18 protein-coding genes are annotated in these 17,793 nt (G+C 64.4%); 9 read left to right on the plus strand and 9 right to left on the minus strand.

Features of this window, described 5'->3' with window-relative positions; all coding sequences use genetic code 11:
* Positions 1-20: 20 nt before the first annotated feature.
* The 8 genes from gyrB to mutM form a co-directional block, all read right to left on the minus strand.
* Positions 21-2,447 (minus strand): DNA topoisomerase (ATP-hydrolyzing) subunit B, encoded by a 2,427-nt coding sequence (gyrB, locus tag RID42_03480; GenBank protein MEQ8246718.1) that lies wholly within the window; start codon positions 2,445-2,447, stop codon positions 21-23.
* Positions 2,440-3,636 (minus strand): DNA replication/repair protein RecF, encoded by a 1,197-nt coding sequence (gene recF, locus RID42_03485; protein MEQ8246719.1) that lies wholly within the window; start codon positions 3,634-3,636, stop codon positions 2,440-2,442. The genes gyrB and recF overlap by 8 nt, the downstream gene beginning before the upstream one ends.
* A gap of 14 nt (positions 3,637-3,650) precedes the next feature.
* Positions 3,651-4,769: a DNA polymerase III subunit beta gene (gene dnaN / locus RID42_03490; GenBank protein ID MEQ8246720.1), complete on the minus strand. Its 1,119-nt coding sequence runs from the start codon at positions 4,767-4,769 to the stop codon at positions 3,651-3,653.
* 291 nt (positions 4,770-5,060) lie between these two features.
* Positions 5,061-6,431 carry a chromosomal replication initiator protein DnaA gene (gene dnaA, locus RID42_03495; protein ID MEQ8246721.1) on the minus strand — a complete coding sequence of 457 codons (1,371 nt, stop codon included), beginning with the start codon at positions 6,429-6,431 and terminating at the stop codon, positions 5,061-5,063.
* 7 nt (positions 6,432-6,438) lie between these two features.
* Entirely contained in the window at positions 6,439-6,855 is a 417-nt protein-coding gene (locus RID42_03500; protein MEQ8246722.1) for a rhodanese-like domain-containing protein, read from the minus strand.
* Positions 6,856-7,263: 408 nt separating this feature from the next.
* Entirely contained in the window at positions 7,264-7,530 is a 267-nt protein-coding gene (gene rpsT, locus RID42_03505; GenBank protein ID MEQ8246723.1) for a 30S ribosomal protein S20, read from the minus strand.
* 65 nt (positions 7,531-7,595) lie between these two features.
* Positions 7,596-8,372: an enoyl-CoA hydratase gene (locus tag RID42_03510; GenBank protein ID MEQ8246724.1), complete on the minus strand. Its 777-nt coding sequence runs from the start codon at positions 8,370-8,372 to the stop codon at positions 7,596-7,598.
* 105 nt (positions 8,373-8,477) lie between these two features.
* Positions 8,478-9,308: a bifunctional DNA-formamidopyrimidine glycosylase/DNA-(apurinic or apyrimidinic site) lyase gene (gene mutM / locus RID42_03515; protein MEQ8246725.1), complete on the minus strand. Its 831-nt coding sequence runs from the start codon at positions 9,306-9,308 to the stop codon at positions 8,478-8,480.
* A gap of 97 nt (positions 9,309-9,405) precedes the next feature.
* Between mutM and RID42_03520 the strand changes: the two genes are divergently transcribed.
* From RID42_03520 to RID42_03555, 8 genes are all read left to right on the plus strand, one after another.
* Positions 9,406-10,188 carry a class I SAM-dependent methyltransferase gene (locus RID42_03520; GenBank protein MEQ8246726.1) on the plus strand — a complete coding sequence of 261 codons (783 nt, stop codon included), beginning with the start codon at positions 9,406-9,408 and terminating at the stop codon, positions 10,186-10,188.
* Between the two features lie 6 nt (positions 10,189-10,194).
* Positions 10,195-11,745, plus strand: coding sequence for a 2-polyprenylphenol 6-hydroxylase (gene ubiB / locus RID42_03525; protein MEQ8246727.1), 1,551 nt, complete (start codon positions 10,195-10,197; stop codon positions 11,743-11,745).
* 79 nt (positions 11,746-11,824) lie between these two features.
* On the plus strand, positions 11,825-13,039 hold the full coding sequence (gene coaBC, locus RID42_03530; protein ID MEQ8246728.1) for a bifunctional phosphopantothenoylcysteine decarboxylase/phosphopantothenate--cysteine ligase CoaBC: 1,215 nt from the start codon (positions 11,825-11,827) through the stop codon (positions 13,037-13,039).
* Entirely contained in the window at positions 13,036-13,494 is a 459-nt protein-coding gene (dut, locus tag RID42_03535) for a dUTP diphosphatase (protein ID MEQ8246729.1), read from the plus strand. Before coaBC ends, dut begins: the two co-directional genes overlap by 4 nt.
* Before the next feature lie 3 nt (positions 13,495-13,497).
* Positions 13,498-13,950 (plus strand): Rrf2 family transcriptional regulator, encoded by a 453-nt coding sequence (locus RID42_03540; GenBank protein ID MEQ8246730.1) that lies wholly within the window; start codon positions 13,498-13,500, stop codon positions 13,948-13,950.
* Positions 13,950-14,912 (plus strand): cysteine synthase A, encoded by a 963-nt coding sequence (gene cysK / locus RID42_03545; protein MEQ8246731.1) that lies wholly within the window; start codon positions 13,950-13,952, stop codon positions 14,910-14,912. The genes RID42_03540 and cysK overlap by 1 nt, the downstream gene beginning before the upstream one ends.
* Before the next feature lie 4 nt (positions 14,913-14,916).
* Positions 14,917-15,711: a molybdopterin-synthase adenylyltransferase MoeB gene (gene moeB / locus RID42_03550; protein MEQ8246732.1), complete on the plus strand. Its 795-nt coding sequence runs from the start codon at positions 14,917-14,919 to the stop codon at positions 15,709-15,711.
* A complete protein-coding gene (locus RID42_03555; GenBank protein MEQ8246733.1) occupies positions 15,701-16,156 on the plus strand; it encodes a DsrE family protein in 456 nt (151 codons plus the stop codon). The genes moeB and RID42_03555 overlap by 11 nt, the downstream gene beginning before the upstream one ends.
* Positions 16,157-16,159: 3 nt before the next feature.
* Here RID42_03555 and RID42_03560 read toward each other — a convergent pair whose 3' ends face one another.
* Positions 16,160-17,149: a D-glycerate dehydrogenase gene (locus RID42_03560; protein MEQ8246734.1), complete on the minus strand. Its 990-nt coding sequence runs from the start codon at positions 17,147-17,149 to the stop codon at positions 16,160-16,162.
* A gap of 71 nt (positions 17,150-17,220) precedes the next feature.
* Between RID42_03560 and RID42_03565 the strand changes: the two genes are divergently transcribed.
* Entirely contained in the window at positions 17,221-17,790 is a 570-nt protein-coding gene (locus RID42_03565; GenBank protein MEQ8246735.1) for an SH3 domain-containing protein, read from the plus strand.
* Positions 17,791-17,793 lie beyond the last annotated feature (3 nt).

Below are 17,793 nucleotides of genomic sequence, written 5' to 3' on the forward strand. Positions count from 1 at the left end.
GTGCCCCCAATCCAGCGGCGCTAAATGTCCAGGTTGACGACGTTGAGGGCGTTTGTCTGGATGAAATCGCGGCGTGGCTCGACGACGTCGCCCATCAGGGTTTCAAACAGGTCGGAGGCCTGGTCGACCTGGGACACCTTGACCTGTAGCAAGCTGCGCGCGGAGGTATCCAGCGTGGTTTCCCAGAGCTGTTCGGGATTCATTTCGCCCAAGCCTTTGTAGCGCTGGACCTGTAGGCCCTTGCGGCCGAAACCGACGATGGCGTCGAGCAATTGCGTGGGCGAGCGAATCACGACGGAGTCGTCCTTGCGGCGCAGAATGCCCCGGCGCTGGTAGGTGTCCTGGAGACTTTGGGCCATCCCCTGGAGCTTGCGTGCGTCGGCCGAACGGATCAGCGGTCCGTCGATAACCTGTACTTCCGGCGCACCGCGCAGCACGCGGGTGAATTTCAGACCGCCGTCTTCGGTGGGGTCGCCTTGCCAGCCTTGCTCCTCGTCGGGCGAGAGCTGGTTGAGGCGGCGCGCGACATAGTCGGCGGCGGCGCGGGCCTGGTCGGGAACGGACAAGACCTCCGGGCTGAGCGCGCCGGCGATGGCGGTTTGTTCGACCGCGTCCCACGCATAGCGTTTGGACAGGGCACCGACCAACTTGCGGCATTGCCGAGCTTGGTCCACCAGGGCAATGAGATCGGTACCGGCGACTTGGGAATCGTTATAGAGCGTGAAAACCGCGTCCTTGACGCCGTCGGAGACGAGGTAGTCCTCCATCTCCTTTTCGTCCTTCAGGTAGGTCGAGGACTTGCCCTGGACAACTTTGTAGAGCGGCGGCTGGGCGATGTAGAGATACCCCGCATCGATCAATTCGGGCATCTGCCGGTAGAAGAACGTCAGCAGCAACGTACGGATATGCGCACCGTCGACATCGGCGTCGGTCATGATGATGATCTTGTGATAGCGGATCTTCGATAAATCGAAGTCGTCGCGGCCGATGCCGGTGCCGAGCGCAGTGATCAGCGTGCCGATTTCGTTCGACGACAGCATTTTGTCGAAGCGCGCGCGTTCGACGTTCAAGATTTTGCCGCGCAAGGGCAGTACCGCCTGGAAGCGTCGGTCGCGGCCCTGTTTCGCCGAGCCGCCGGCCGAATCGCCCTCGACGATGAAGATTTCGGCGATCGTCGGATCGCGCTCCTGGCAGTCGGCGAGTTTGCCGGGCAGGTTGGAAATGTCGAGCGCGCTCTTCCGCCGCGTCAATTCGCGCGCCTTGCGGGCCGCTTCGCGCGCCGCCGCGGCCTCGGTGATCTTGGCCGCAATCGCCCGAGCGTCGCTCGGATGCTCTTCGAACCATTGGCCCAACCGGTCGCCCACGAGGCTTTCGACCACGGTGCGGACTTCCGAGGACACCAGCTTTTCCTTGGTCTGGGACGAGAACTTCGGATCGGGAACCTTAACGGAAAGGACGGCGGTCAAGCCTTCGCGGGCGTCGTCGCCGGTGATTTGCACCTTGTCTTTCTTGGCGCCTGGATGTTGAAGCGCATATGCATTGACGGTGCGCGTGAGGCCCGCGCGGAAGCCCGCGAGATGGGTGCCACCGTCGCGCTGCGGGATGTTGTTGGTGAAGCACAGCACGTTCTCGTGGTAGCTGTCGTTCCACTGCAACGCCAGTTCGAGCGTGATGCCGTCGCGCTCCCCGGTCACGACGACGGTCTGGTGTAGGCCCTGTTTCTTGCGATCGAGGTGCTGGACGAAGGCTTCGGCACCGCCTTCGTAATGCATTTCGATGACCGTTTCGTCGACGCCGCGCTTGTCCTTGAGGACGATCGTGACACCGGAATTGAGGAAAGCGAGTTCGCGCAACCGGTGCTCCAGCGTCTCGATGTCGAAGTCGATATGCGAAAAAGTCTCCAGCGACGGCAGGAAAGTAATTTCCGTCCCATGCTCGCGCGAGTCGGCGACCGCCGCGAGCGGCGCTTCGGGTTCCCCGTGGATATAGCGCTGGTAATGCTCCTTGCCCTGGCGGCGGATGCGTAGGTCGAGCCGGGCGGAGAGCGCGTTGACGACCGAAACGCCGACGCCGTGCAGGCCGCCGGAGACCTTGTAGGAGTTGTCGTCGAACTTACCGCCGGCGTGGAGTTGGGTCATGATGACTTCGGCGGCCGAGATCCCCTCTTCGTGATGGATGCCTGTCGGGATACCGCGGCCGTTGTCGCCCACCGTGCACGAGCCATCGGGATTGAGGGTGACATCGATCCGATCGCAGTGGCCGGCGAGCGATTCGTCGATCGCGTTGTCGACGACCTCGTAGACCATATGGTGGAGGCCAGAACCGTCGTCGGTATCGCCGATATACATGCCCGGACGTTTGCGCACGGCATCGAGCCCGCGCAGCACCTTGATGGACGTTGCGCCGTAGTCGCCTTCGGCGCCGATGTCTTCGGCTTGGTCAGTCATTCTGGATTCCTGTGATGGTACCGCCGGAAACGTCGAGGAAAAGTGCGCGCGGGCCGAGCGGTTCAAAAACGTCCTTGTCGGTGCCGGTCAGCCATGCCTGAACGCCCATCTCGAGGACTTGGGCGAACAGCGCGTGTCGCCGGTTTTCATCGAGGTGCGCGACGATTTCGTCGAGCAACAACAGCGGGGCCGCGCCGGTGCGCAGCGCGCCGACGCGCGCATCAGCCAACACGATGGCGATCAGCAACGCCTTTTGTTCGCCGGTCGAGCATTGCCGCGCGGGTAGCCCTTTCTCCAGGTGCGTCACCGCAAGGTCACTGCGATGCGGTCCAACCGCCGCACCGCCGGTTTCGGCGTCGCGGTAGCGCGCGGCGGTCAATGCTTCGCGAAAGGCTTGCTCGGCATCCAATGCCGCCATGTCGTCGAGGGAGGCCTCGACGCTGCCGTCGACCTCGACGAGGGCCGCCGGGAACGGACCGGTATCGGTGTGAAGCGCGGCCGAGAGACTGTTCACCGCGTCGCGTCGCGCGGCGGCAATGGCCACCCCGTACTCGGCCATGGTGTTTTCCAGCGCCAGAACCCATTGGTCAGCGCGCCGGCCGGATTTGAGCAAGTGAGCGCGCTCGCGCATCGCCCGCTCATAGGCGGCGACACGGGTCGCATGGCCTGGATCGACACCGTAGACCAAACGGTCGAGGAAGCGGCGGCGCGAGGCGCTGTCCTCTTGGAACAGGCGATCCATTTGCGGCGTGATCCACGCCATCGCGACCGATTCAGCCAGCGCCGCGGGACCGCGCACGGTTTCCCCGGCGATGCGCACCTGGCGGCGGTCGAGCGGCGCGTCCGCAGTCGGATCGGGCGAGATGGTGCCGGTGCCGATATCGACATCGCCGCCGGGGGTGCCGTCGACGGTGCCGGCGACGGCCCAACCGCGATCGCTGCGGGTACGGCAGACATCGGCGAGGCGGGCGCGGCGCAGACCGCGGCCCGGCGAAAGGTAGGAAATCGCTTCAAGGATATTGGTTTTTCCTGCCCCGTTCGGCCCGGTCAGAACGACGCAACGCGCGTCGGTCTCGAGCCGTAAATGGGCGTAACAGCGAAAATCCGTCAGCGTCAGACGGCGCAGAAAATACGCGGGTACCTGGGCGGCCCCCACGGGCACCGCACGGGGCGCCATGTCATGGGCCATAGCCAACGGCGTCTCTACACCCGCATCGGCATGAGGACATAGAGTGCGCGCTCATCGGTGAGGTCGCGCAGGATGGTCGGCGACACCGCATCCGCGAGATCCAGCCGCGCGGAGTCGCCGTCGATCTGGCTGGCGATGTCGAGCAGATAGCGCGAGTTGAATCCGACCTCGATGTCCTCGCCACCGTAGCTGACGACGAGTTCCTCGTCGGCGCTGCCGCTGTCGGGGCTGTTGGCGGAGAGATGCAGTTTGTCCTTTTCGACTGTCAGTTTGATCGAGCGCGACTTTTCGGTGGAGATGGTCGAGACCCGGTCCACCGCCTCGGCAAACTGGCGCCGGTCGACCTCGAGAATTTTGTCGTTCCCCGACGGGATCACGCGCTGATAGTCGGGGAAGGTGCCGTCGATCAATTTGGTCGTGAGCACCGTCTTACCGAAAGCGAACCGAATTTTGGATTCAGAAAGGGACACCTCGACCGTGCCGTCGACCTGATCCAAAAGGCGGCGCACTTCGAGAACGGCCTTGCGCGGCACGATCACGCCTGGCATCGCCGCGGCGCCGTCGGGCAAAGGGCATTCGACCTGGGCCAAGCGGTGGCCGTCGGTGGCCACGGCGCGCAGCATCGGGACGCCCTCGGCCTCGGCGGCATGGAGGTAGATCCCGTTCAGATAATAGCGAGTTTCTTCGGTGGAAATGGCAAACCGGCTTTTGTCGATAAGGCGCTTGAGCGCGTCCGCTTCGATCTGAAAGCTGTGCGGCAAAGCATCGTCGGCCAATACCGGAAAGTCCTCCTTGGGCAGGCACGGCAGGGTAAAGCTGGACCTGCCCGCGACCACCGAGAGGCGCGATTGATCGCCCGCCAAGGCGAGCTCGATCTGGGCGCCGTCGGGCAATTTGCGGACGATGTCGTGCAGCGTGTGGGCGGCCGCGGTCGTCGCGCCGCCTTGGGACACATCGGCCCCGACCGATTCGACGATGGTCAAATCGAGATCGGTCGCGGTGAGCGCCAATTCGCTGCCGTCGACCACCAACAGCACATTGGAGAGAATCGGAATGGTGTTGCGCCGCTCGACGACGTTTTGCACGTGGCCAAGGGCCGACAGTAGCGTTGCGCGTTCAATCGTGATCTTCATAACGCCAATTCTTTTGTTGATCCGCGCGGCAGGTAGAGTGTCCCACCGGGCGACGTTCATCATTTTTGGACAAGACGGGCGCCTAAAGGCGCCCGAAGCGGGACGATCTCAGAGCTAAAACGGTGGACCCGTCCCGGTCGTTTCACCGAAAAAAACGCCGAGCGCGCCCCACGTCCCCGCCGAATCCCAGCGGGGCTTGAGTATAGCACCGGCGGGCCCGCGTGGGGGGCTTTTTTTGCCCCCCGAGGCCACCCTAGTGCATTGAAATCAAAGGATTATTTGAGACCCGCTTTAGGTCTCGAGCATCCGCCGCAGGAGGTCGATATCCTCGGACAGAATGTTGTCGTTCTGGCGCAGCTCGTCGATCCGTTTAACAGCATGCATGACCGTGGTGTGATCGCGTCCACCGAACTTGCGTCCGATTTCAGGGAGCGAGCGCGAGGTGAGCTGTTTGGCCAAATACATCGCCACCTGACGGGGCCGCGCCACCGCACGGGCCCGGCGAGCCGAGTGCATCTCGGAAATCCTGATGTTGTAGTGCTCGGCCACCCGCTTTTGGATGTCCTCGATGGTGATCCGCCGGTCGTTGGCGCGTAGCAGGTCGCGCAGCACTTCCTGGGTGGTTTCGAGGGTAATGGGGCGGCCAACCAGGTTGGAATAGGCGAGAACCCGGGTCAGCGCGCCCTCGAGCTCGCGCACGTTCGAGGTGATGCGGTGGGCGAGAAACTCGAGGACCTGCAGGGGGACGTTTTTGGCTCCCATGTGCTGGACCTTAGACTGCAGGATACCGATCCGCAGTTCGTAGTCGGTCTGATGAATGTCGGCGACGAGCCCCCAGCCGAGGCGGGAGCGCATGCGCTCTTCCATGCCGTCGAGATTGGAGGGCGAGCGGTCGCCCGAAATGATGACCTGCCGGTTCTGGTCCACCAGGGCGTTGAACGTGTGGAAAAACTCTTCCTGTGTGGAATCCTTGCCGCTGATGAACTGGACGTCGTCGATCATCAAAACGTCGACGGATCGAAACAGTTCCTTGAACTGCATCACATCCTTGAAACGGAGCGCCCGGATGAACTGGTACATGAATTTTTCGGCGGATAGATAGATCACCCGGCGAGCCGGATCGCGTTCGCGGATGTGCCATGCGATCGCATGCATCAAGTGGGTTTTACCGAGGCCGACACCGCCATAGAGGTAGAGCGGATTGAACGGGACGGCATCGACTTCGGAGACGCGGCGGGCCGCCGCATAGGCCAGTTCGTTGGCCTTGCCGACAACGAAATTCTCAAAGGTAAAGCGCGGGTCGAGCGGCGCTCCGGCTTCAGCGAGACCTTGGTCGATGGGCCGTTCGCGTACCGGTTCCCCAGCAACGTCCTTGGGTGCCTGGGCGGCCTGCCCGGACGGGCGGACCAGAATATCGATCTGCGGCGCGCTCCCCGATTCCTCGGACCATGCCACGCGCACTTTTTCGGCATAGTGGGACACCACCCAATCGCGCATGAAACGCGTCGGCACCGACATCAGGACGCGACCGTCCTGGACGTTGGTCAGTTCGAGCTGCTTGAGCCAACTGTTGTAGGCGGCGTCGCCTACATCGGCACGCAGCCGATCGCGGACGCTCTGCCAAATGTCACCAAGGGGTCGACTGGGTTGCGGCGTTTCCATTCGGACCTCAGGACTGGTTCCAGGGGAGACCGGCAGCTTTCCAACCGCCGGCGCGACCACGGTGGCGATCACCGTCGAGGTCGCCCTCGAAACCGCCCGCGACGTTGTAGCATTTGGAGTAGCCCCGCTCGGTCATGGCGATGGCTGCCGCTTTTGAGCGGCCACCCGAGCGGCATAGAAATAAGAGGGTATCGTCCGGCTTGACGCCGGTCGCAGTGACTTGGTCGGTAAATTGCGGGTTGGGCGCCCCGCCGGGGAATCCTTGCCACTCGACGCGGTGAACCGGCTTACCAACGTCGTCGAGGTTGGGAAGGCCGACGAAATTCCATTCCGCCGCCGTCCGCACGTCGATTAGCTGAGCCGAAGAATCTTCGCCCAGGATGCGCCAAGCGTCTTCGACCGAAACGTCACCTGCATAGTTCATTCACACTTCCCGGGTCCGCGCGTTAACCGCGCTGGACTTCTCTCCCTAATCCGCCGATGGCCGGCGTGTCTTATCAATATTTTTTTAGAGCAGAACGGTTTCGCGATCCGCTGACAAAAATTTATTTTTTTGAAACGCCTCCGCCATTGGGGCCGACAAAAGACACCGTCCTCGTCCATACGATAAAATTGTGGGCAGAGAATTGCCCCGGAACCCCTGTTCGGTTCGACAAGACTACTGCCCGCTCGGAACCCTTTCAACATTGGCTGGAGCGCATCGGAAAAAAATCGAAACGCCATGCAATGCGGCAACACCACTACATCTTGGTGGGCTTGCGCATGACAACCACTCGTAAAAAAGGCCGCACTGAAAAGTGCGGCCCATATCGACAAAACTTTTCGTCGTAACTTATGCAGGCATCCCATTGATGCGCTTCGACAATCGAGAAATGCGCCGCGACATCGTGTTCTTCTTTACGATCCCTTTGTTGGCGCCGCGCATCATTTCCGGTTCTGCGAGGCGAAGCGCATCTTGTGCCTTGGCGCGATCGCCCGCAGCGATGGCTTGCTCGACTTTCTTGATGAACGTGCGCACGCGACCGATACGCGCGATGTTGACGGCGGAGCGGCGAACCGTTTGCCGAATTCTTTTCTGCGCAGATTTATGGTGCGCCATGACCTTGCTTCATGTGAGTTGTGAAGAGGCGGCTTATATCGCCTGACACCGGGGCGGTCAACCGATTAGACGTTCTTAAAGTTGGGTTTGCGCTTCTCGACAAAGGCCGCCATGCCCTCTTTTTGGTCTTCCAGGGCGAAAGTGGCGTGGAATAGCCGCCGTTCGAAGCGAATCCCCTCCTCCATGGTCGTCTCGAAGGCACGGTTTACCGCTTCTTTGGCCATGTAGACCGCCGGGCGCGACAGGGTGGCGATTTCGCCCGCGACCTTTACTGCCTCGTCGATGAGATCTTCGGCCGGCACGATGCGGCTCACCAGACCGGAACGCTCGGCTTCCTCAGCGTCCATCATGCGGCCGGTCAGGACCATTTCCATGGCCTTCGACTTGCCGACGAAACGGGCCAGCCGCTGGGTGCCGCCGGAGCCCGGGATGATGCCCAAACGGATTTCGGGTTGGCCGAATTTTGCATTCGGAGCAGCGAGGATGAAGTCGCACATCATCGCAAGTTCGCATCCGCCCCCCAAGGCATAGCCGGCTACCGCAGCGACGACCGGTTTACGGCACGTCGCCGTCCGACCCCATTCCTTGGTGATGAAGTCGCCGGCATAGACGTCGACGAAACTCTTGGGCTGCATCTCCTTGATGTCGGCACCGGCGGCGAACGCCTTTTCGCTGCCGGTGATGACGATCGCGCCGACCCCATCATCCGATTCGAAACGGTCCAAGGCGGCGCCGAGCTCGACCATCAAATCGCTGTTCAACGCGTTGAGCGCATCGGGACGGTTGAGCGTGATCAGGCCGACGTTGCCTTTGGTTTCGACCAAGATCGTTTCGTAGGCCATCGCGGCCTCCTTTCGAGGAGCGGTATGCGGTCCGGTCGGATTTTGCGAATCGCCGGAGGCGGCCCGTATACGCGATGGAGACGGGCAAGATCAACCGCCCTTCGACTACCGTTGGCGGTGCGGACAGTAAAACGTCGAGCGGCCGGATTGCACAAAACGCACGACTGACCGGGTGCAATCGCACGACGGGCAGGCTTGCCCTTCGCGGTCGTAAACCGAGAAGTTGTGTTGGAAGTACCCCAGTTCGCCGTCCGAACCGACATAGTCCCGCAAGGACGATCCGCCGGCGGCGATCGCCGCCTGGAGGACATCGCGAATCGCGGTGGCGAGGCGTTCGGCGCGCACCGGCCCGACCGTGCGGGCCTGGCGGCGCGGCGATATGCCCGCATGGTAGAGTGCCTCGCAGACATAAATGTTGCCGAGCCCCGCCACGACGCGCTGGTCGAGCAGCGCTGCCTTGATCGGAGTGTGCTTGCCGTGCAGTCGCGCGGCGAGCAGCGCGCCGCCGAAGGCATTGCCGAGCGGCTCGGGCCCGAGATCGCGGAGCAGCGGATGGTCGGCGGCACCGCCCGGTTCTATCAGGGTCATCAACCCAAAGCGGCGCGGGTCGCTGAACACCACCTGGGTACCGGCGGCGGTAATAAAGACGACATGGTCGTGTTTACCCCGTTCGGGCGGCGGCCCGGCATGGAGGACCATCCGTCCCGACATGCCGAGGTGCGCAAGCAACTGAACCCCGTCGTCGAGGGTGGCCAAGATGTATTTGGCGCGGCGCGACAGGGAGACGATACGGCGACCGGTCAGCCGCGCGCCGAAGCGGGGCGGAAAGGGTTGGCGTAGGTCCGGCCGCCTGACCTCGACTCGCGCCAACGTGGCGCCCTCGAGATGGGGGCGGAGGCCGCGGACCACGGTTTCGACTTCGGGGAGTTCCGGCACGCTCGCGATTCACGCTGGGATTGGCGGCGGTCCGATAACGCCCGACCGCGCCCGGCCAAAGTAGCGCGTTTGGGACCCCTGCGCTATCGTCGCCGCCATGAGCGACAACGCCCCGACCGCCGATCCAACCCCGCCCGAGGAGGTTCCCTTCGGGTTTCGCAAGGTGCCGCGCGCGGCCAAGAGCGGTTTGGTGCGCGGCGTGTTCGATTCGGTGGCACAGCGCTACGACCTGATGAACGACGTGATGAGCGGCGGCCTCCACCGTGCCTGGAAGGACGCTTTGGTGCGCCGCCTTAATGCCCGGCCCGGCGAGCACGTCGTCGACATTGCGGGCGGCACCGGCGATATCGCCCTGCGCATCTTGAAACCCTACGCCAGTGCGGCGGCGCGGCCGCGGGTCAGCGTGCTGGATATCAACGAAAGCATGCTCCGGGTCGGGCGCGACCGCAGCACCGACCGAGGTTGCCTCGACGGGATCGACTGGGTCTGCGGGGATGCGCAGGCGCTGCCGCTGCGCGACCGCACAGTCGATGCCTATACGGTCGCGTTCGGGATGCGCAACATGACCGACATCCCCGCGGCCTTGGCCGAAGCCTACCGGGTGCTGCGCCCCGGCGGACGGTTCCTGTGCCTTGAATTCAGCCGCGTGTCGCCGCTGCTGGCGCCGCTCTACGATGCCTATTCGTTCCGGTTGCTGCCGGTGATGGGGCGCCTGATCGCGCGCGATGCCGAGTCCTATCGCTATCTCGCCGAGAGCATCCGCACCTTTCCCCACCAGGACGCCTTCGCGGACCTGATCCGCGGCGCCGGATTCGAGCGCGTTTCCCACCGCAACCTGTCGAGCGGGATCGTCGCGCTCCATGTGGGCTGGCGAACCTGAACGCGCTTGCTGGGACCCTTTCGCAATATCCTCCGGCTCGTCCGGATCGCCTACACGTTGGCGCGGCACGACGCCTTGTTTCTGTTGGACATGTTGGGCTACGGGCCTTGGCCGCGGCGGCTCGCGCGCCTTGCCCTGCCGGGCCCGCGGGCGGCGGCACGCGGCCTGCGGCGCGGACAACGGTTGGTGGCCGCCCTCGAAGCGCTGGGACCGGCCTTCATCAAGTTCGGTCAGACGTTGTCGACCCGGCCCGATCTCGTCGGCGATGCCTTTGCCGAAGACCTAGCTTCGCTGCGCGACCGCCTCGCGCCGTTCCCCGGCGAGGCCGCCGTCGAGGTCATCGAAACCGCCTTCGATTGCGCGCTTGAAAGCCTGTTCGCGGAATTCGACCAAACCCCGGTCGCCGCCGCGAGCATCGCGCAAGTCCACTATGCGCTGACCGCCGACGGCCGCGCGGTCGCCGTCAAGGTGCTGCGGCCCGGGATCGAACGGGCCTTCGGCCGCGACATCGAGTTGTTCCGCTGGCTTGCGCGCATCGCCGCCGCGACCCAGCCGACGATGCGCCGGCTCAAGCCGGTCGAGGTGGTCGATAAGTTCGCCGAAACCAGCTACCGCGAAATGGACCTGAGCTTGGAGGCGGCGGCGGCATCGGAACTCGGCCAAAACTTTGTCGATGATCCGACCTACCAAGTGCCCGAGGTCGATTGGGCCCGCACTGGTCCGCGTGTCCTGACGCTGGCCCGGGTCGAGGGGATCAGCCTGGGCAACCGCCATGCCCTGGTCGATGCCGGGATCGACCTCGATACCGTCGTGACCAATTTACTGGCGGGATTTCTCCATCAAGTGTTCCGCGACGGGTTTTTCCACGGGGACATGCACCCCGGCAATCTGTTCGCCGATATCGAGGGCAATATCCTCGCGGTCGATTTCGGCATCATGGGCCGGCTGGATTTGAAGAACCGGCGCTACCTCGCCGATCTGATGCTAGCGTTTCTGACCCGCGACTATTGGCGCGCCGCCGAAGTTCATTTCGAGGCGGGCTATGTCCCGGCGAATCAATCGCTCGACGCTTTCGCCCAGGCCTGCCGCGCCATCGGGGAGCCGATCCTGGGCAAGCCCGCCAACGAAATTTCCATCGCGCGGCTGCTGGCGCAATTGCTGCGGGTGACCGAGCAATTTCAAATGGAAACGCAGACCCAACTGCTGCTGTTGCAAAAGACAATGGTCGTGGCCGAGGGCGTAGCCCGTAGCCTGGACACCGAAATCGTCTTTTGGGAGAAGGCCCAGCCGGTGATCCAGGAATGGATGGAAGATCACATGGGCCCGGCGGCACGGCTGCGCGAGGGTCTGGACAGCACCCTGCGGGTGATACGGCGTTTGCCGGGGGTCTTGGAAAGCGCCCAGACGCTGGTCGGCCAGATTGCCGACGAAGGACTGCGCCTGCACCCCGAGACGGTACGCGAGATCGCCCGCGAACAGGCCCGGCAACGCCGCCTGACCAACCGGTTGCTGATTGTCGTCAGCGCGGTGATCGCCGCAATTTTGCTGGTAACCTAGGCCGCCCCCTTGCACAGCGCGGGGCGTGGAGCCTAGTGTTTTCAACACCCGTTCGCTGTAGTTAGGACCGATCCCCGGCATGCTGACCGGAAAACGTATTCTCCTTGTCATTTCCGGTGGGATTGCCGCGTTCAAGGCGTTGGACTTGATCAGGCGCCTGCGCGCGGAGGGCTGCACCGTGCGCTGCGTGCTGACGGCCTCAGCGACCGAATTCGTGACGCCCTTGTCGGTTGCCGCCCTGAGCGCCCAGCCAGTCTACCAGGACCTGTTTTCGTTGAAGGACGAATCGGAGATGGGCCATATCCAGCTCTCGCGCGAGGCCGATCTCGTGGTTGTGGCCCCGGCCACCGCCAACCTGATCGCCAAGATGACCGCCGGCATTGCCGACGATCTTGCCTCGACGACGCTGCTGGCAACCGATAAGCCGATCTTGATCGCGCCGGCGATGAACGTGCGCATGTGGCACCACGCGGCGACGCAACGGAATATCGACACGTTGCGGCGTGACGGCGTGCGTATCGTCGGCCCCGCGCGCGGCGAGTTGGCCGACGGCGAATCGGGCGAGGGCCGTCTGGTCGAACCCGCCGACTTGGTCGTCGCGATTGCAGCTGCGCTGAACGAGATCGGCGGCGGCGCACCGCTGCCGCTGGCCGGCCGGCGCGTGCTGGTTACCTCGGGCCCGACCCACGAGCCGATCGATCCGGTGCGCTATATCGCCAACCGCTCGAGCGGCAAACAGGGTCACGCGATTGCCGCAAGCCTGGCACGGCTCGGCGCCGAGACCATTCTGGTCAGCGGGCCGACCGAGTTGCCCGATCCACCCGGCGTGGCTGTGCGTCCGGTAATCAGTGCGCGCGACATGCTGCAGGCCTGCGAGGACGCGCTGCCGGTCGATGCCGCGGTGTGCGCAGCCGCGGTGGCCGACTGGCGGGTCGAGGGGGCCGCCGATGCGAAGATCAAGAAGAGCGGCGCGCCGCCGGCGCTGACCTTGGTCGAGAACCCCGACATTCTGGCAACGCTGGCCCGCCACGCGACCCAGCGGCCAAGACTGGTCGTCGGGTTTGCCGCCGAGACCGACGATGTCGCCAAAAACGCTGCCGACAAACGCCGGCGCAAGGGCTGTGACTGGATCGTCGCCAACAGCGTCGCGGGTGGAGCGACGTTTGGGGCCGCCGACAACACCGTGAGTTTGATCGATACCAACGGCCAAGAGGACTGGCCGCAGCTGAGCAAGGACCAAGTGGCCGACGCCTTGGCGGCGCGCATCGCCGCCTACCTTGGGCGCGTGTCGTGACCCTGGGCGTCGCGATCGAACGTCTGGCCCATGCGCGCGACCTACCGCTGCCGGACTATGCGACGGCGGGAAGCGCCGGGATGGATCTGCGCGCCGCGATCGACACGCCGTGCGTACTGGCGCCCGGCGCGCGGGCGGCGATCCCGACCGGCCTTCGAATTGCGCTGGACCCCGGCCATGAAGCCCAGGTGCGGCCGCGCTCGGGCCTCGCCCTCAAGCAGGGACTGACCGTGCTGAACGCCCCCGGCACGATCGACGCCGACTACCGCGGCGAGATCGGCGTGATCCTGATCAACCACGGCAAAGATACTGCCACCATCGCGCGCGGCGACCGCATCGCCCAACTGGTGGTGGCCCCGGTGAGCCGCGTCGTATGGCGCGAAGCGCCGCTGGGCGAGACCGCGCGGGGCGCCGGCGGATTCGGTTCGACCGGCGTCGGCGCGGTGGAGGGCTGAGCGGTGCTACGCATCTCCAAGAAAATGATGTACGCGCTGGAAGCAGTCGTCGACATCGCCGTCCACGGCGGGCCCGACCCGGTACAGTCGCGCGACATCACCGCGCGCCAAGGTATCCCCCAACGCTACCTCGAACAGGTCATGCAACGGTTGGTGCGCGCGAGCATCTTGCGCGGCGTGCGCGGCCCGAAGGGCGGTTATCGTTTGGCGCGCGAACGGCGGCGCATCACCGTGGGCGAAATCGCTCGCGTCGTCGCCGCGATCGAGGGCGACGACGGGCCCGACCATTCGAGTACGTCGGCCATCGGTCAAAAAGTCGTCGCGCCGTTGTGGCGCGATTTACAAAGCGAGACGATGGCGCGCCTCGACGCCGTCACCCTGGAGGACCTGTGCCAACAGGCCCGGGCCTGCAACATCACCGCCACCAACAACCCCCGCATGGATTTCAATATCTGATGACAGCCGCTCCCGCTCCGGTCTTTCACGGCCGCATTTACGATTCGATCACAGAGACCATCGGCCGCACACCGTTGGTGCGTCTGTCCAAGCTAGCCGCTGCCCTGGAGTGCCGCGCCGATCTAATCGGCAAGCTGGAATTCTTCAATCCTCTGGGTTCGGTCAAGGATCGCATCGGCGCCGCGATGATCGACGCCGCCGAAGCCGACGGGCGTCTGACACCGGGCACAGTGATTGTCGAGCCGACCTCGGGCAACACCGGGATCGCTCTGGCCTTCGTCTGCGCCGCACGCGGCTATCGCTTGATCCTGGCGATGCCCGAAAGCATGTCGCAGGAACGGCGCAAGATGTTGCTATTGCTGGGCGCTGAACTCGAACTGACACCGCCGCCCAAGGGAATGCGCGGCGCCATCGCCCGGGCCGAAGAGATCGTCCAATCGCTGCCCAATGCGATCACGCTGCAGCAGTTCGACAATCCGGCGAACCCGGCCATTCACCGCGCCACGACGGCGGAGGAGATCTGGGCCGACACCGGCGGGGTCCTGGACGGCGTGGTATCGGGCGTCGGAACCGGCGGCACCTTGACCGGGGTCGGCAGCGTTTTGAAGGCGCGGCTGCCGGACCTCAAGATGATCGCGGTCGAGCCCGAGGACAGCCCGGTCCTGTCGGGGGGGCAGCCCGGACCGCACGCTATTCAAGGGATCGGCGCCGGCTTCGTACCGGGCAACCTGGACCGCGCGTTGATCGACGAGGTCGTAACGATCGCCAACGAAACCGCGCTCGAAACCGCCCGGCTCGCGGCCAAAGTAGAGGGCCTCGCGGTCGGCATTTCGTCGGGCGCGGCGATTGCCGCGGCGGCGGAGGTCGGGCGCCGGGCGGACTGGGCAGGCAAGCGCCTCGTCGTTATCCTGCCGTCGTTCGCCGAACGCTACCTGTCGACCGCGCTGTTCGATCTTTCCTGACGCCATGGACTTTAGCGAGGAGCAGATTCACCGCTACGCCCGCCACATCATCCTTGATGAGGTCGGCGGCACCGGCCAGGCGGCTCTATTGAACGCCAAAGTCCTAGTGGTGGGTGCGGGCGGGCTCGGCTCGCCGCTGCTGATGTATCTCGCCGCCGCCGGCGTCGGCACGTTGGGGATCGTCGACGACGACACGGTGGGCCTGTCCAACTTGCAACGCCAAATCGCCCACACCACGGTGCGGGTGGGCGACGCCAAGACCGCGAGTGCGCGCGCGACGTTGGCCGCACTCAATGCCGACGTCACCGTGGTCGAGCACCGCCTGCGGCTGGGGCCCGACAACGCCGCGGCGTTGATCGCGGGCTACGACCTCGTCGCCGACGGCAGCGATAATTTCCCGACCCGCTTTTTGCTCAACGACGCCTGTCACCTGGGCGGCAAGACGCTGGTATCGGCGGCGGTGCTGCGCTTCGACGGGCAGCTTTCGACGTTCAAGTCGCACCTGGGCGGCGACCATCCGTGTTACCGCTGCATCTATCCCGCGCCGCCGCCCGAGGGGCTGATCCCAAGCTGCGCCGAAGGCGGCGTCTTGGGCGCGATGGCGGGCACGATGGGGGCCTTGCAGGCAACCGAGGTGATCAAGGAAATCCTCGGCATCGGCGACAGCCTGTCGGGGACATTGTTGATCTATGAGGGGCTAGCCACGGCGTTCCGCAAGGTACGGGTCAAACCGGACCCGGGCTGCGCGCTGTGCGGGGCGACGCCCACCATTACCGCGGTGAAAGCCGATGCCGCCTGACCCGACACTGCCAGACGGCGTTCGCCCAGCGAAACTATCGTTGATCGTCTATTCCGGCGCCTTTGACAAAGTGCACTTCGCCCTGGCAACGGCCGCGGCGGCGATCGCGACCAACACCCCGGTGACGCTGTTCTTCACGATGGACGCGATCCGCTGCCTAACGCGTGCGCCGGACGGCACGCCCGGCTGGCAGTCGGCGATGAGCGGGGGCGGCGAGACCGGCGGTGCCGTCGATGCCGGCTTGACGGCGCGCGGGGTCGGCGGGTTCGAAGAATTGCTGTCGGCCTGCGCCGAACTCGGCGCGAGGTTCATGGTGTGCGAGATGGGCCTGCGCGCCAAGGAAATTGCACGTCAAAACCTGCGCGACGACATTACCTTCGTCGACGGCGGGTTGGTGACATTCTTGAACGACGCCCGTGCCGACGGCGCGATGCTGTTCATCTAGACGCTAGATCGTCGTCCCGGCGATGACACGGTCGGGAGGTTTGTGGCCGTCCATGAAGGTGCGGATATTGATCAGCACCAGTTCGCCCGTGGCGAGACGACTTTCGAGGGTAGCGGAGCCCATGTGGGGCAACATGACGACGTTGTCGAGTTTGAAGAAACCGGGTTTGACCTGGGGTTCGTTCTCGTAAACGTCGAGGCCCGCGCCCATCAGATCGCCAGCCTTAAGCATTGCGATCAACGCCGCCTCGTCGACAATTTCGCCGCGTGCGGTGTTGACGATATAGGCTTCCTTGCGCAGCAGCTTGAGCCGGCGCGCGGACAGCAGATGGTAGGTCGCCGGCGTGTGCGGGCAGTTGACCGAGACGATATCCATGTGGGCCAGCATCTGGTCGAGGCTTTCCCAATAGGTCGCTTCGAGCTCGCCCTCGATCTCGGGCGCGACGCGGTGGCGGTTGTGATAGTGGATCGACAGGCCGAAGCCGCGGGCGCGGCGCGCCAGCGCGGTGCCGATCCGGCCCATCCCAACGATGCCGAGACGCTTGCCCCAGATGCGGCGGCCTAGCATGAAGCTGGGCGACCAACCCGGCCACTCGCCCGTGCGCATCAGGCGTTCGCCTTCGACCAAACGGCGCGGCACAGCCAGGATCAACGCCATCGTCATGTCGGCGGTATCTTCGGTGAGTACGCCAGGGGTATTCGTAACAGTGATCTTGGCGGCGGCCGCCGCGGCGAGATCGATGTGATCGACGCCGTTGCCGAAATTGGCGATCAGTTTGAGTTTCGGTCCAGCCGATTTGAGCAGGTCCGCGTCGATCCGGTCGGTAACCGTCGGCACTAGGACATCGCAATCCTGGACCGCCTGACGCAATTCGTCGCTCGAGAGCGGGCGGTCGTCGACGTTCAGCCGAGTCTGGAACAACTCCATCATCCGGGTTTCGATTTCGTCCGGCAGTTTGCGCGTGACGATGACCCGCGGTTTTTGTTTTGGCATGACCGGTTCGGTTGGGGAAAGACTCTGCATCTCTAGCAAATCGGTTGCGCTTCGGAAAGGCGAGGGCTCGATTGGACACCCACCAGCGCTTCCTTGACCGTGGCGCGCCGCGGTTGGCATATAGCGGCGTGCGGATATCGAGACAGCGGTTTTGGTCGATTGCGCGCGCCGGGGTGTTGGCCCTGTGCGTTGCGGCGGGCACTCTTGTCCCCGAACGCGCGGTTGCACAGCGCGACTACATGCCCCATTTCGTGTCGCTGCGACACAACACCGTAAACGTACGAACCGGACCGGGAACGCAATATCCGGTCGAATGGGTGTTCAAGCGGGCGGGTCTGCCGGTGGAGGCGATCGCCGAATTCGAACAATGGATCCGGGTGCGCGACTATGAGGGTGCCGAGGGATGGGTGCACCGCCGGTTGCTGTCGCCCGACCGCTGGGCGGTGATTACCGGTTCCCTGCGGACCGTGCGGCGACGGCCGAGCGACGACAGTCCGCCGGTGTTGTTCGCGGAACCCGGCGTGCAGGGGCACCTGCTGCGCTGTGCCGACGGGTGGTGCGAGATCGAAATCGGCGACCGGCGCGGCTGGGTGCGGCGCGACATCCTGTGGGGCGTCTACCCCGACGAAGAGTTCGAGTAACGC

The sequence above is a fragment of the Alphaproteobacteria bacterium genome (assembly GCA_040216735.1).
Taxonomy (GTDB): domain Bacteria; phylum Pseudomonadota; class Alphaproteobacteria; order SHVP01; family SHVP01; genus CALJDF01.

What these genes read in the sequence shown, in the direction of transcription:
- gyrB (MEQ8246718.1), bottom strand. Translation starts at nt 2,447, where the DNA reads ATGACTGACCAAGCCGAAGACATCGGCGCCGAAGGCGACTACGGCGCA.
- recF (MEQ8246719.1), bottom strand. Translation starts at nt 3,636, where the DNA reads ATGGCCCATGACATGGCGCCCCGTGCGGTGCCCGTGGGGGCCGCCCAG.
- dnaN (MEQ8246720.1), bottom strand. Translation starts at nt 4,769, where the DNA reads ATGAAGATCACGATTGAACGCGCAACGCTACTGTCGGCCCTTGGCCAC.
- dnaA (MEQ8246721.1), bottom strand. Translation starts at nt 6,431, where the DNA reads ATGGAAACGCCGCAACCCAGTCGACCCCTTGGTGACATTTGGCAGAGC.
- RID42_03500 (MEQ8246722.1), bottom strand. Translation starts at nt 6,855, where the DNA reads ATGAACTATGCAGGTGACGTTTCGGTCGAAGACGCTTGGCGCATCCTG.
- rpsT (MEQ8246723.1), bottom strand. Translation starts at nt 7,530, where the DNA reads ATGGCGCACCATAAATCTGCGCAGAAAAGAATTCGGCAAACGGTTCGC.
- RID42_03510 (MEQ8246724.1), bottom strand. Translation starts at nt 8,372, where the DNA reads ATGGCCTACGAAACGATCTTGGTCGAAACCAAAGGCAACGTCGGCCTG.
- RID42_03520 (MEQ8246726.1), top strand. Translation starts at nt 9,406, where the DNA reads ATGAGCGACAACGCCCCGACCGCCGATCCAACCCCGCCCGAGGAGGTT.
- coaBC (MEQ8246728.1), top strand. Translation starts at nt 11,825, where the DNA reads ATGCTGACCGGAAAACGTATTCTCCTTGTCATTTCCGGTGGGATTGCC.
- cysK (MEQ8246731.1), top strand. Translation starts at nt 13,950, where the DNA reads ATGACAGCCGCTCCCGCTCCGGTCTTTCACGGCCGCATTTACGATTCG.
- moeB (MEQ8246732.1), top strand. Translation starts at nt 14,917, where the DNA reads ATGGACTTTAGCGAGGAGCAGATTCACCGCTACGCCCGCCACATCATC.
- RID42_03555 (MEQ8246733.1), top strand. Translation starts at nt 15,701, where the DNA reads ATGCCGCCTGACCCGACACTGCCAGACGGCGTTCGCCCAGCGAAACTA.
- RID42_03560 (MEQ8246734.1), bottom strand. Translation starts at nt 17,149, where the DNA reads ATGCCAAAACAAAAACCGCGGGTCATCGTCACGCGCAAACTGCCGGAC.